Below are 15,119 nucleotides of genomic sequence, written 5' to 3' on the forward strand. Positions count from 1 at the left end.
CGACGATCTCCCGCGCCCCGACTGCATTCCTCCATCTCACTTCACATAATCCGGCGCTTCACACAGTACTGGCGCAACGATTACTTCGGCATCGAGCAGTGGAGCCGCAACGTCATCCGCGACCACTACGTGCATCTGGTTTCGTTTCACAAGGAGCACGAGCGTTTCGCCCAGACGTGGGACAACAACCTCAGATTGCAAGGCTTTGTAGAAGCCTTCACGGACAAGTGCATTTGTGGCTAGTCCGCTCCCCTTGCGGAGCGGAACCGGCCAACGTGTTTCGCTCCGCGTGTCTTCATCCTTCAACCGCTCGAAAGGAGCACATCACCATGAACACCACCATCGTCAATGCCAACGAGTACCGCGACCTTCCGCTGTCCCTGCTTTCGGAATCTACTACCAACCCCCGCCGTCAGTTCGACGAGGCCAGCTTGAAAGAGCTTTCCGAAACTATCCGTACCCAGGGCGTTCTCTCTCCGTTGCTCGTCCGCCCCAAGGATGAAGTCAGCTTCGAGATCGTCTTTGGCGCACGGCGTTATCGTGCCGCGCAGATGGTCGAAGCTGCGACCGTGCCTGTCCGCATCAAGTACATGACCGATGCTGAGGTGCTGGAGGCGCAGTTGATCGAAAACCTCCAGCGCCGCGACGTTCATCCGATGGAAGAGGCCGAAGGGTACAAGCGGCTTCTCACGCTGGACGAGCCGAAGTACAGTATCGAGCAGATCGCCGCGAAGGTAGGTAAAACACCCGTCTACATCGCGCAGCGGTTGAAGCTGACCGAACTATGCGAGGCGGTGGTGGATGCGTTCTACCGCAGTGACATCGGCGTGGGTCACGCGCTCATGCTGGCGAAGCTGCCCGCCGACCTCCAGCAGCAGGGACTCACCGCTTGCTTCAAAGAGGTCTACGCCAACCACGGCGATAAGCCCGCACGGATTCTCCTGCCTGTCCGCAACCTCCGTTTCTGGATTGAGTCGAATGTGCTCTTGCTTCTCAAAGACGCTCCGTTCGACAAGCGCAATGCCCATCTCGTCGCCATCGCCGGAAGCTGCGTGGACTGCCCGAACCGTACCGGGCATAACAAGCTCCTGTTTGCCGACCTTGGCAAGCAGGACGCCTGCACTAATCCAAGCTGCTATCAGGCGAAGGTCGAGGCGCACGTTGCCGCCACCGTCGTCGCCAAACCCAAGCTCGTGCAGATCAGTACCTTGCAGGGGCAGCAGCGCGAGGGCAGCCCCGTTCTCCCGCGTAACAAGTACGTGGTGATTCGGGATGACAAGCCCGAGGACAAGGCGCGGGCGCAGTGGCCGGAGTACAAGACGTGCAAGTTCGTCACCGAGGCCATCGTGACCGAAGGCCACGGACAGGGCACCATCCAGAAGGTATGCACCAACGCCGACTGCCCGGTGCATCACCCCAAACCGAAGAAGCAGACGCCGCAGAACGTCGCGGATAACGCCAAGTGGAAGGCCGAACAGGAGAAGCGGCGCAGGGAGGAGGCGATTTCCAATACAACGGGCATCCGCGTTCTCTCGGCCATCGGTGCAGCCGTCCCGGTACGGCTGATGAAACGCGACCTGCTGTTTGTGGTTGAGCGGTTGGCCGCGATGCTGGACGAGAACCGTCTCGCCATCGTCGCCAAGCAGCACGGCATCAAGAAGGCCAAAGACAGCGACTCCATCGAGAAGCTGTTTGCCGCCTTCCTCCGTCGTGCCGAAGAGAGCGTGTTGGGGCGACTGACGGTCGAACTGACCATCGTGCTGGCCGCAGCCCGCAGCAACGCTCCGTCCGTGCTCAAGGAAGCGGCGACCGTGTACAAGGTAGACACCGACGCCATCACCGCCAAGGTCAGAAAGGAGTTCGTGGACAAGGAGAAGGCTAAGGCCGTCAAGAAGCCGACCATCAAGGCCCCCACCAACAAACTCAAGAAGACCGCAAAGAAAGCAGCCTAGCAAGTTCATTCACAGAAGGGCGGCGCGCCACGCCGCTCTTTCTGTCTATGCCCGAAAATCGCGCAGGGAGAAACCGCTTTGGTTTCTCCCTGCACCCACATCCCGCTCCTCCGGCCCCCGGTCGCCGGCTGCGCGGCAGGAGTCAAGTTCTGAGGCTGTTACGAAACCGAAGTTTGCGTCTTTCAAGGGATGGGACCGCTCAATTTGCAGGATTCGCTCCCAATCCACTTCGTCTGCAATGGTGGTGTGGCGGCTTGCAATATCTCAGAGCTACAGAGGATGATCGCCATTGCGACAGCGGAACGCCGACGTGCATAGAGTGTGTAGGTTTGTAGCGCCGTTACGAATTGCTCTTTCATCGTCGATCCTTCTGTTGAAGGTATTCGAGGAGCTCTCGGGGACGATCTGTTTGGATCACGTTCGCTCCTCGTGAGATGAGCCAACCCCAGGCCTGATCAGGCGGACCAGGGTCAAGAGCGGTATCGTCATCGTGCCCACCGTTTTGATCGGGCCACAAGCCATTAGTCCAGATCGGAGTTGTCTTCCGATACTCGGGCATCTTCTGAACCGACGAGACCGTTGCGTCTTTGAAGTCGCATTGGATGATCGTTCGACGATGGCCCGCGTAACTGTTGATCACACTTTCGGCATCGGGTCGCTCCATATTCACGACCTCCATGATTGTTACGTCGTCCGGAATCTTTCCGACGCGCCTCTCGACCTCGCTGAGTGAAGTGTTATGGAAGACATTGATAATGACTTGATCCGTCTCACGCGTAGCGCGGACTTGGGCTAACACGTCCTTGTAATAGTCCCACCCCGTATCAATGTCGAGGATGACATGGTTCTGACGCGCTGCTTCGAGTTCTTCAGCGAACGTCGGGATGGTGTACTTCGTCGGGTGCCCCGTTCCGGCTCGGAGGTTGAGTTTTTTCAGATCCTCCAGAGTGAGATCAGACACTAGTCCGTGACCGGTTGTGGTGCGATCGACATCGAAGTCGTGCATAACGACAAGTCCGCCATCCTTTGTACGTTTCAAGTCGAACTCAACGATGTCGACGCCGAGCTTTGCAGCCCACTGCAGACTCTGGATAGAATTCTCTGGCGCATCCCGCCAATCGCCACGATGAGCAGCGACGTAGACAGTCTTGGGTTCATTCTGCAAGAGTTTGTTGAGCCGTGCGCTTGGATCTTCCTGAGCACCAAGAGGAAGGACTAGAGACACTAATGCGGCTAATACGATGAATGGATGAGTTCGCACGACGATAACGCTCCAATATTCAATGGTCGAAAGTGAATGGTCGGGAGGCGAGTCTTGCCGCTCTCCCGACCTTGGTTTTGGAATTGTGATCAGATGCTCTCTTCTGGAAAGGCTAGAAGGATAGCTTTCCCGAGAACTGGGTCACACGACTACCAGTTGCGCCCTGCGTTGCCGTGACTTGGCCGAACGTCGCATCACTGATAAGGCCATCCGGGTTTGCGAACTGAGGCGTATTGGTAAGACCAAACGCTTCAGCCCGAAGCTCCAAGCTGAACCGATCACGGATTGCGAACCGTCTGAAAACCGCAGCGTCGAGATTGAAGAAGCCCGGACCAGCAAACATTGTTTGCCTACCCGTTCCAAGGACAGCCGTAGTGGGTTGCGAGAAGGCCGATTTGTTGAACCATTGTGCTCCAGTTCCTATCCCCTTCGGGGTCTGGAAAGGACCAACTACATTCACAAACTGTGTATTGCCAGGAGCATTCAACGAGGTGCTGCTTGCAGTTAGAACGAGTGGCAATCCGCTCATCTCGGTCACGATGCCAGTGATCTGCCAGCCACCGGCAACATGCGCTAATACGCCGTCGCTCAACCACGGCTTCCCATGGCCAAACGGGAGCTCGTATATGGCGCTTTGTACGAGCGTGTGAGCGCGGTCATAGGTCACTCTACCGTAGTTTTGACGCATGTTAATGTATTGCGGCAAAGCGCTAAGCGAGGTCGTATCGCTTTTATATCCGAGGGCCTTGCCCCATGTATATGAACTAGTGATTCCGAGCCCATTGCGAAAATGTCGATCCAGGCGAACCTGCAATGAGTCGTAGTGAGTTGTAGTGTATCCGTCGACAAGGGTGGTTGTGCCAGTACGCTTGAAAGCTGTTGTATATTCGGGCTGACCGGCGACTCCCGTACCTGGGACCGTGGCTGCATTCAGGTTGTAACCAGCTAGTGCGTGTACGCCAATGTTTCCAACATAACCGATGCTCAAGTTGAAATCACCAGGAAGGCGCCTTTCCACGGTCGCATTCCAAAACTCCACATAGGGAATCTTTTGGTTTGTATTGACGACATAGGTGGCTGTGCCGGTTTGCGATTGATTGAGCGTGATGATTCCGTTCGCAGGGACTGGGTTGACCACCAAGGCAGGGAGCCCTGTGCCCATCGAGATCAGACTGCCGTTAGACTGCACGGCGGGCAGCAAGCTTGATGTCCCAACGAAGCTGGTGTCCTGCGTATACGGATAGTTGTAATAGGCATAGCTGTCTCCTATGACTGGATAGTAGCTCTGACCGAATCCTGCACGGACGACTGTCGAATCGTCAGGACGATACGCGATGCCAATTCTTGGGGCAAAGTTCGCGTACTTCGTCGCTACATTGAGATTGTTGCCAAGACCAGCGGCGATACCGCCAACCGACAGTGTGTAATTCGAGGGGTTGTATTGCGAGTAGCCTCCGTTGCGGTGAGGAGTCGGCGGAGGATAAAGGTCGTATCGTACACCGTACGTAGCTGTGAGCTTTGGGCTGATGTTGAAAGTGTCCTGAACAAAGCCGATGTAGTAGCTCTGCCGCCAAGTCGCCTCCGTCACTGCGATGGTGCGCCCCACTTGACTTGGAGCGTCGAGAAGGAAGCTGGCGAAGTCGTTTGCTTGGCTCGTCGCCGCACCGGAGATGGAAGTCTGACCGTCTCGGAAAGAAAAAATTCCTCGTGCGGGATAGCTACCACTTGCAGCGAGGTCGTCGCGAACACGCTGGAATTCGAAACCAAACTTGATGGAATGCTTGCCCAGAATCCAAGTCCAGTCATTCACGATGTCGATGTGTGTTTCGCCGCGGACCGTTGGGAAGTTTTTGTTGTATCCCAATAAATTCGCGTTGTATCCTGTGATGTCGATGGTCGAAAGACCGCTGGTTGCTGGGCTTAGGTTCACGCCGTTGATACCCACTTGACTTGAAAGAGGTGTGCCTCCATCAGACAAGCTCACCGCGTTGCGATAATGCGTGACGCCGGCTCGTGCTTCTGTTAGTAGCTTTCCGGAAAACGGGTGAATATAGTTTGCGGCAGTGGTGTAAAGCGTGGCAATGCCATTGCCCTCAGACCCACTTGATGCGGGTCCTCCAGCGATACCGAATGTTGGCTGAACGTACGTCGCGATATGGGCGTCACTGAACCGGTAAGAGAGCCGGTCTGCGGCGAAGAGGTTTTGATCCAACTTGATGTCGTAGTTGTAATAGTCTTTATTGTTTGCAGTCGTACTTTGGTAGTTGTTCGTCAGGGCGCCTGGAACTCCCGTGTTTGGCGGAGGGAGCAAGTTGAGTATGTTCTTCGCGACTGAGCTGATCCGAGCCGGATCGATAACATTCTTCTGCCCGTTGTAGCTGAACTGAGTCCTCCCGGCCCCGGTCGCAGTGTTGCCCGTGGCCGGATCATAAATTGCCGTAGAAGACGCGCTTAGGTTACCGGCTCGATAAGCGGCGGTGGGAACGGTGTACACACCAAAAAGACCCTCATGGTCGTCTGTCCGGACGAAGTCAGCGAAGAAGTAGGTCTTGTTCTTCCAGACCGGCCCGCTGACCGTGCCGCCATAGTAATTGTAGACAATCGGCGTCTTCGGAGAAGTGGTGTTGAAGTAATTGAGTGCCGTCAAAGGCGTGATTCGGTTGAATTCAAATAGCGAACCGTGGAATTTGTCCGTACCGGACTTGATGATGACGTTCGTCACATATCCGGAGGATGTGCCGAACTCTGGAGCATAGTTGCTCGTGTTCACATCGACTGTCTGAATAGCCTCAGCAGGAGGGATGTACAACTGTAGTTCGCCCGTTCTGGCGTTGTCGGCGATACCTTCGATTTGGAGGTTATTCGCCAGTTTCGTTTGGCCGTTTACGTAGTTGGACAGAGTGCTTTGTGCGTTTGTGAACACTTGATTCAGGAACACGGCACGGGTCACGCCCGGGACGAGGTTTTGTGCTGTTTGGAAGTTCATGTTGCCCGAGAGAGGAAGATCTTCAACCTGACGGGCGTTGAAGTTCGCCGTGATGTCCGCACGATCGGTCTGTAGCGCCGGAGCAGTCGCGCTGACCTCCACCGTCTCCGAAGCCTGTCCAATACCCAACGCGACGTCGCGACGGGTGGTGCTGTTTACCTCAACGAGGAGCCCATTTACTACTTGCGTCTTCATTCCAGAAGATTCAACAGTGAGTGTGTAGGAACCGGGAACCACAAGTGGAATCTGGTATTCACCATCCGATGAAGTAACTACAGAACGGTGTACTCCGGTTGTTTTGTCGTTTAGCGAGACTTTAGCCCCGACGACTGCCCCTTGAGAGGTGTCCGTCACACGGCCTACCACCGTGGCGCTTACAGCCTGTCCATGCGCGAGCAATGAGCTTGAGAGAACAAGCAGAAGCAATACGATGTTGACGAAGATGGGTATTTTTAGTGGAAATCGCAAGAACTGGGATGATCTTTGATGTGACTGCACGCCTAGCCTCCTGCGGACGATTTTTCGCATCCGCATAGCCAAGCTAGTCGCCGTGAGGGAGGAGAAAGAACGTGAATTCTCCGTGGTTTCCCGGAGACAAGTCCTCATACTTTGTGCTATTTACACGCCAGTAACACATCACGCCTATTCCATTCACATTCGCCGCCGCGCTTCCAAAATCCGGAGGGACTAAGCCGCTTTACGGGTGGAATCGAGCCGCCGCAACCCGCGTATTGATAGTTCCGGTTCCGACCACATTTGATTGGAGCAGGATTTCGAAGTTGCCAAGGCTTCCATCACTTCTAAGCGCCTTCTTAAGTAGTGGATTCATCTTCTCTGGGTTGAAAATGAAGTTGCTGCCAGCCTCCGAGCCGAACATATTCGTCCCCGCGATGATGAGCACGGAACCATTACCGCTCAGGTTGTGAACGAGAGCGATATGAGAATAGCTCGTGCGGGTTGAATCATTGCTCCACGTCCATTCCGTCGGTTCGGTTCCTTCAGGATGGTCATTAAGGATGCGCCAACGATTCTCCTCAGGCACCCAATCGAGATGGAAGTTCACCTGGCTTCGGAAAAGCTGCACCCAGGGATTGTTCTGAGCTGCGCCAATAAGGATCGCGTTCGATTGATTCAAATCGCCTGTTTGCATGTCCCGGGCGAAACGTACCGAGGTGCGATCTGGGGAGACCTTCGGTATCCGGCCGAACTCCTCTGCCATCTGTACCGAAGTCACGGCTGTATATCGGCTTGAATAGCGTTGCGCCGGTTCAGCCAGCCCCGAATGATTAAGGTCCGTAGGAAGGAAGAAGTTTCCACCGACGTATTCGTTGAGCGGCACCAACCGGCGAGTCTTTATCTCATACTGAAGCAAGGTTGTGTCAGCTGGCACGATATACGTTGAACGGTCAGCAGTAAAAACTGAGGCCCACAGCTTGTCAGAAGGAGTCCGCAGCCAGGGAAGGTAACGCTTAGGCGCAATGAGCAACATTGCGCTCGCTGCGCCGATCGCAGCGGCAACCAAGAGTAACGCAACGAGTGAAACGATCTTCGCCCAAGGTCTGGGAGTTTCGGAATTCGCGATCTCTGGTGTCGTCACCGCGGGCCCATCTGCTAACGGGCTTGGGTTTGAGACGACTCGCGCGGACTCGACCCCAACCTGGACGAATGTCGGCACATACGTACCTTTCGGGATGTCGATCCGAACACTATCGGCGTAACCCTCAGTCTCGTAGTAGGACTTCAACCGCTGACGGAGTGATCTCGCAGTGGTCCGAACGATAGTGTCGTCGGAGGCGTTATAGTTCTCCCTTCGGTCAAATACGTTGATACCTATATTAACTTCGTTGATCTCGTCTTCGCGGCCTTGCAGAGTGAGCCGGCATACGTATTCCAAAAAGGTCGAGAGTCGATTAGCCTTCGCAAGGGCGGAGCTTGAAAGAACCCGTCGAACTGCAGCCTCTCTCCAATCGACATCCAACTCGGCGCGGTCTGCTTCCGGACGCAGAACATCGTTTCCAGATATTTCTGCGTCGGGTGCGTCAGGCCAGGCTGTCGGTCGAACTCCCATTTGACATTTTCTCGATGGGACAGTGTAACCCGGATCGCGTAAACCGGTTGTTAATGGAATGTCGGCGATCTCACCTGGATTTCACGGACAATTCCCGGTGAAACCTTCGATCCATCAGTCGCTGAACCGGAATTCGGCAATTTTTTGCACCAACAACAGTCTCAATTGTATGGCTTGCACAGATGTCTGTATGACTCTTCGCCTATGTGCCTATCAATGAGTCTTTAGTCGGTGCGTCGTAGGTAACTAGCAGCTGATATCTAAAGCTTGATCACGACAAGTCGGCATCTCGTCAGCAATCCCATGCTGCCGAGATGCCGACTTTCTCGGATGCAAGGCTGACATAGCACGACACAAGCGCCCGATACCCCAGGCTGGTTGTATTAGTGAAGTAGAGCCCCGCGGCGCAGCTTAATCTCGCTCTGTCTGTTGTCGACGGCAGCGTATAGAAGAGTCTTCCCATCTGGACTTACGACAAAGCTAGGCGTTCCAGGGGCCATATCCTGATTGATTTGTCCAAGCTTTCTTAGTTTCCGAGTGTCTAGGTCAAAAACGAAGACATCGGTTTTTCCCGCTGAGATCGAGGACGCAAAGCAAATCCCGTGATTCACGGGAGTCCAAGCTAGGTCTGGTGTCGGGTGTACCTCCGTAAGCCGTTTCGGGCTGCTACCGTCCGTGTCAGATACCCAAACGTAGCGCTGTTCCAAGTCCTGATAGAAGAGCTGTTTCCCATCGAGTGACTCGATACCGATATAGAAGCCAGCAGGGGCTACTACGTGGTCTTCGTTTGTCTGCAGGTCTCGTTTCCAGATCTCCGGTGCTGCACGGCGCGATGAGTCAAAATAAATGTACCGTCCGTCGCGTGACCAGGATGGCCTCCGCAATTCGAAAGGTTGATCTTCAACAAGGATGGGATCACCACCCCCAATCGACAGCCTGTAAATGGCTGAGTGGCCTTTGGGACGTGCATCGAACACGATGAACTTACCGTCGGGTGACCAGCGTATCGTTCCAAGCCAAGGGCCTCCGAAATGAGTCAACTGGCGTAGATGTTGACCACGGCTATCAACCGCCCAAATCTCGGGAGAGCCCGAGCGATCAGAAACAAACGTAATCGTGTGGCCATCTGGTGAAAAGCTCGGAGAGTGATTCTGTCCGGTCGATGCGATGAGCCGTTCAGGCACACCAATCCTGTCTCCATCGAGTCGGACTTGCCACAGGTTCCAATTGTCGTGACTTTCAACAAAGGCAACAAACGCGCCATCAGGCGAGACGGATGGGTCAGCGGCAGACTCAGTAGCCGACGGTAAGAGGGATGATTCTCCCCCGTTGGCCGAGATCATCCTCAGTTGATAGGCACCATTCTCTTTAGAAGCAAAGATCAGGTGTTTTCCATCTGGAGTCCAGTCGACACCACGAAGTTCTCGAACCTCTTGAGTTAATCGTCGCAGATGGTCGCCTGTGATTTCTACAGTGTAAACATACCCCGATGCGTGGCTGAGAAAGCGCACAAAGGCGAATGTTCTGCCATCTGGAGAGGGCCGCGCATAGCAATCCTGATCCGCGCCGGTTGGTTTCGAGACGGCCTTTTGATCGCCGGTTTGAGTCGAGATGGACACAAGGCCATGTCCCGCGTCCGAAGGATCAGTTAAATAGATCTGATCCCCTTGTTTACTCCATGACAGTGTTTGGCAACTCGCTAGTCCGTTACTTATGCCCCACATATCGGGCCGCGAATCCTGCATGCGCCGAATCAATCTTTCGCGATGGGTACTTAGGTCGAGCACCATGAGTTGCGCTTCGTCTCCGGCTTGCCGAAGGAAAGCGATTTGCTTGCCGTCGGGTGACCAAGCCGGATGTATGCTCGGCCAGATATCGTGAGTGAGCCGTTGCGAATCGGGGGAGCCCATCTGTTTGAGATAAATATCGTATTGATTGGTGCCGCCATTCCAGACAAAGGCTATCGCTTTGCTGTCCGGTGAGATCGCCGGGCTGAATTGTAATCCGACTTCTGAGGAGAAGGGCGCAACTTCATATTGATCGTCGCGCGCGCGAGCACCAGATCGATAATGAAGAACGGCGACTAGGACAGCAAGAAGGCTAACCACGGAGACGAGCAACACCCAAGGCCGCTTTGCAAACGCGGGCTTTCTGTGATCGGGCGGGAGATTCAAGGTACTAGCAGGAACTTCGACGACCTCAGTAGTATCCTGCGTGAGTGAATCAGCAGGTCGTTCTGTCGGTGCCGTTGGAACGGATAGCTCTTCAAATTGCACGCCGTAGCCACCCGTGGGCATAGTGATCCGGACCGTCTCATCTGGGTCATCACTCGCGGCATATGCTTCCAACTTGCTGCGCAAACGACGCGCTTCGCTGCGAACGACATTGTCCAATTTCGGGTCCCAGTCGGAAGGGCGCTCGAAAACGGCTACTCCAATTTGTCGTTCTCGTAAGGCGGCGGTGTCACCGTCGAGCGTCTTCTCGACGACATAGCGCAAGAACTGGACCATACGGTCCGCCCGCGCGAATTCAGCGCTGGCAGCAAGCCTTTCGACCTGGGCGCGCAATTTTGTCTGATCCAAGACTGTCACGGAACACCAAAAATAAGGATACTCCGACAGCGTGAATATTTGACGCTTTCAAAGGTCCCTGCCGTTATCGGATATCACAATTTTATCGCCGATAAGCTCCTTTGAACCTTCAACTCCAAGCACTTCATTTTGAATGTCCGTACGGCGAGCGCAACACTACTCACTTCTCCAGCTTTCTGTTCCCGCGTTCGTTCTTCTGGGGTATCCACTCGAGTGAACCCCGTGCTTAGTCCCAAGATCGGTGCTCAAGCGAGGTTGCCAGATCGAGGGGAGGTTTCACACAGATGATGGCTGGGACGGTATGCGGAGACCAAGAATGCGGTTGATTGCGGGTCTTAGAGACCTGAAGGCTGGATTTCCGGCTGCGGGAATCGTCCCCGCAATCGGATGATAGTTGCCATTCACGCACTTTTCATCTGGGTATTTCCGCTGTTGTGTGATCTTGCAAGTATTTGATATCAAACAACAACTGAGAGGTGGGAAGAGTTACCCACCCCCAAGACTTCGGGGCATTCCCACCCAGCTTCCCACTTGGAAGTGGGCCCTACGTTCAGCGATGGTTATCCGGCCCAGACATCTGAAGAAAATTCATGCTGTCATTCTTCATGAGGCCGGGCGCAGATTGCACTACTTAAGGGGTCAGTATGCTCAACCGCTTCAAACGAATAATCAGCCTTGGCCACTCATCGGCAGCGGTTCAGCCGTCCGGATGTGGCGCGTATAGCGATATCTCAAAACTTTTCAACTCGAGGGCGATCCGCGCAAGCGGGTTGGCAGTGCTTTGGACCGCCGCGCTGCTCTTGATTTCACTTGGGACAGAAGTAACAGCTTTCGGGCAGGCGGTGTTCGGCTCGATTTCTGGAACCGTGAGGGATGCATCAGGAGCCGTGATTCCATCCGCCTCCGTGACCGTGACCGACGTACAAAAAGGGATTGCTCAAACGGTAACGGCAGATGCGAGTGGTTTCTACCGTGTGGAGCGTCTCACTCCCGACACCTATAACGTCCGTGGCTCGGCTTCTGGATTTACCCCTTCGGAAACGGATGGCATCACGGTCGCGGCAAACTCGGAGCCGAAGATCGACCTGGCCCTAAAGATCGGTGCCACCCAGCAGACAGTGGAGGTGAATGCGGCACCCGCTTTGCTCCAGACCAACAATGCCCAGGTCTCGGACCGCATACCGAGTCAGACGCTTCAGGATGTTCCAAGCGCCACTCGAAATTTTGCCCAATTCCAGCAATTGACTGCGGGAACCTCCACGTCACCGTCGAGCAACGCTCTTGCTCAAAACCCACAAGGGTCGCCCTACTATTCCATCAACGGCCAGAACTTCGGCACTCAGGGTTGGACGATCGACGGCACCGACGACCGCGATCCAGTTTTGGGCATCATCGTTGTCAACCCAACGCTCGATTCCGTTCAGGATCTGCAGGTTCTCACTCAGAACTATGACGCCGAGTTCGGAGGCGGCGTGGGCGGCATGGTCACCGCTGAGACCAAGTCAGGCGGCAATCGGGTCCATGGCGATGTGTTCTTTTATCGTCACTCCGACGCACAGGAAGCCAAGAATCCATTTACCCAGTTTCAACCAAGCCCTGCAACCGGCAAATACATTCCGTCTACCGTCTTCTCGCAGTTCGGAGGTTCTATCAGCGGCCCGATCATCAAGAATCGGACGTTCTTTTTCACCGACTACCAGGGAACGCGCTCAAAATCCGGTCAGAGCCTCATCCTCTCGGTTCCGACCAATCTGGTCCGAAGCACCTGCCTTACGGCTTCTTCGGGAACTTGCAACCTAAGTGAGTATCTTGCGGGAGGCGTTCGTCAAGTCTACGATCCCACCACGCGCGCAGCGTACACCGGCAACATCATTCCTAAGGCAAATATCGCTTCTCAGGCGGTCAATCTCCTCTCCATCTTGCCAGCTCCAAACGTCGCTGGAGCGGGCATCGCTAACAATTACGTTGCTGCCGGCTTTGGTCCGAATAACGGAGATGCTGCAGATCTTCGCATTGACGACCAGACAACTGCACGTCTCCATAGTTTCGCGCGTTATTCCTATGTCCTTTTCAAACTCTCTGGCCAGAACGTATTTGGAGCGGCGGGCGGTCCCGGTCTCGGGGCGGGTAACTTCGCTGGAACCGACAAAGTCCAAAATCAGAATCTCTCGTCTGGCTTTGACTACGCTCTGAACAACACCTGGGAGACGGATTTCCGCTTCGGCTTGGTCAAATATGCAGTCAACCAAAACCAAAACAGCGCCGGAAAGAATCCTGCTTCAGGCTTCGGCATTCCAGGATTGAATACCGGTTCTTCCTATACTTCCGGGCTGCCTGATTTCCTGTTCACCAACAGCACCTTGACCAATCTCGGTGCGGACATCTCATACAACGGTACGCAAATTTGCAACTGCCCTCTCAAGCAATCGGAGCAGGAGTTCGAGTTTGTAAACAACTGGTCGAAGACCGCTGGTAAACACACCATTCGATTCGGCGGAGATCTTCGGTATGCACTCAATATCCGCAACCCGAGTGATACGAACCCGGCTGGTGTTCTGAACTTCGCTCAAACGACGACTGCTAACGCCGCTGGCAGTGGGGGCCTCGACTTGGCAACGGCGTTGCTTGGCCAGGTAAGCACCTTCTCTCGCTACGTTCTCTTCAACCCTACCGTTGTGACGGCTCAAAAGCGCTTCGCAATCTTCGCGCAAGATTCTTGGAAGATCACACCTAAGCTCAGCCTCAACTACGGTGTTCGATGGGACATGACCTTCCCCGAGACAGTCGCGGGGGCAGGCAATGGAGGTCTCAGCAACATCAACACCGGATTTGAGCAAGTCGCTGGCGTGGGCCCTTTCGGCAGCAATGCTGGTGCGCAGATGGACTACACCAACTTCGCTCCCCGCGTAGGTGCGGCATATCAGGTCAGAGAGAACACTGTCGTTCGTGGCGGCTTTGCCACCGTGTATGACAGCGAAGGTTTCTACGGAACACTTTTCGGAACGAATCTCGTTCGCAATTCACCAACACTGATCCTCCAGAGCCTGTCTCCTGCCAGTTCAACCGGCTCAGTATTCAGTCTTGCCACCGGTCCGGTTGCGCAAGCTCCGCCAGTCGTCTCGTCTGGCGGTGTGTATCCGCTGGCGAACGGCACGAGCTTTACGATTCGACCGACGAAGATTCAACTGCCGAAAGTTGACCAGTGGACGCTTGCCATCCAGCAAGCCTATCGGGACACCACCTTCGAGATTGCTTACGTTGGCAACTATGCCGAACGCGCTTATCCCGGTACTACGGATGGTTTCAATATCAATATTCCGCATTTGCCGACAACTCCGGCCGATCTAGCGAACCAAGCAGCAAGAAGGCCTCTCTTCAATAAGTTCGATAACAATGGCGTACTCTGCTGCAACACGACCGTGTCGAGCGCCGCGCCTGCAGCCACCGAGAATTACAACGGACTTCAAACCAAAGTTGTTCAGAAATTCCACAACAACGCCACCCTACAGGCAAACTACACATGGTCAAAGGCCATGAACTTCGCTGATCCTTATTTCGTCTGGGACCAGTCGGTAAACCACTCCAGAAACGACCTGAATCGCACCAACGTCTTCAACCTGTTCGGTTCCTACGAACTGCCCTTCGGGAAGGGTAAGGCCTTCCTCAATAACGGCGGAGCGCTGAACTACATCGTCGGCGGATGGAGGTTGAGCGGAGATTCGACGTGGATGTCGGGTCTTCCTTTCACTCCAACTTACGCAGAGTGTGCGTCTGATCAGGACGTCGATACCAGTGGCATTGACTGCCGACCGAACGGCTCAGCAAGCGGTTTTGCCGTTGGAGGACGAGGACTGAATTCGACGATCCATTCAGTTTCGTACTTCACACCGGTCGCGCCACTGGCTAGCTCAGGCTCATCATCCGGCCCCTTTCAACGCCCTGCTTTCGGAACCTTCGGAAACATCGGAAGGAACTCTCTCGTCGGGCCGAATGAATTTCTCGCGGATGCTTCTCTGATAAAGCACTTTGCGTTGCCAGAGCATCTCGATGGGCAATTCCAATTTCAGGCATTCAATGTATTCAACCATCCCGCACTCGCGGTGCCCGCGAACAAATGCATTGACTGCACTACCGGTACGCCAGGACAGATCACAAGCCTTGATCCAAATATAGGCATGCGACAACTTCAGTTTGCTTTCCGTATCGAGTTCTAACGACTGAAAGCCAATTGATGGTGGCCGGGGCCTCAAGCCCTAGCCAC

Annotated in this window: 6 protein-coding genes and 1 pseudogene; 3 read left to right on the plus strand and 4 right to left on the minus strand. The window is 54.6% G+C overall.

The annotated features are described in order from the left end of the window. Both GSQ82_RS24700 and GSQ82_RS07240 read left to right on the plus strand, forming a co-directional pair. Positions 1-243 (plus strand): annotated as a pseudogene (locus GSQ82_RS24700) (hypothetical protein); the annotation flags it as partial. A gap of 86 nt (positions 244-329) precedes the next feature. After that, positions 330-1,952 (plus strand): ParB/RepB/Spo0J family partition protein, encoded by a 1,623-nt coding sequence (locus GSQ82_RS07240; RefSeq protein ID WP_158791632.1) that lies wholly within the window; start codon positions 330-332, stop codon positions 1,950-1,952. Between the two features lie 355 nt (positions 1,953-2,307). Here GSQ82_RS07240 and GSQ82_RS07245 read toward each other — a convergent pair whose 3' ends face one another. The 4 genes from GSQ82_RS07245 to GSQ82_RS07260 form a co-directional block, all read right to left on the minus strand. After that, a complete protein-coding gene (locus GSQ82_RS07245) occupies positions 2,308-3,213 on the minus strand; it encodes a glycerophosphodiester phosphodiesterase family protein (RefSeq protein WP_158791633.1) in 906 nt (301 codons plus the stop codon). 112 nt (positions 3,214-3,325) lie between these two features. Then, positions 3,326-6,805: a carboxypeptidase regulatory-like domain-containing protein gene (locus GSQ82_RS07250; protein WP_371417178.1), complete on the minus strand. Its 3,480-nt coding sequence runs from the start codon at positions 6,803-6,805 to the stop codon at positions 3,326-3,328. A gap of 91 nt (positions 6,806-6,896) precedes the next feature. Further along, positions 6,897-7,796, minus strand: a complete 900-nt coding sequence (locus tag GSQ82_RS07255) for a hypothetical protein (protein ID WP_158791635.1) — start codon at positions 7,794-7,796, stop codon at positions 6,897-6,899. 854 nt (positions 7,797-8,650) lie between these two features. Continuing rightward, positions 8,651-10,849 (minus strand): LpqB family beta-propeller domain-containing protein, encoded by a 2,199-nt coding sequence (locus GSQ82_RS07260; RefSeq protein WP_158791636.1) that lies wholly within the window; start codon positions 10,847-10,849, stop codon positions 8,651-8,653. A gap of 851 nt (positions 10,850-11,700) precedes the next feature. On the opposite strand from GSQ82_RS07260, the gene GSQ82_RS07265 reads away from it, so the two are divergent. Beyond that, positions 11,701-15,072 (plus strand): TonB-dependent receptor, encoded by a 3,372-nt coding sequence (locus GSQ82_RS07265; protein ID WP_256370072.1) that lies wholly within the window; start codon positions 11,701-11,703, stop codon positions 15,070-15,072. The last annotated feature ends 47 nt before the right edge of the window (positions 15,073-15,119 follow it).

This window comes from Granulicella sp. L60 (genome assembly GCF_009765825.1).
Taxonomy (GTDB): Bacteria; Acidobacteriota; Terriglobia; order Terriglobales; family Acidobacteriaceae; genus Edaphobacter.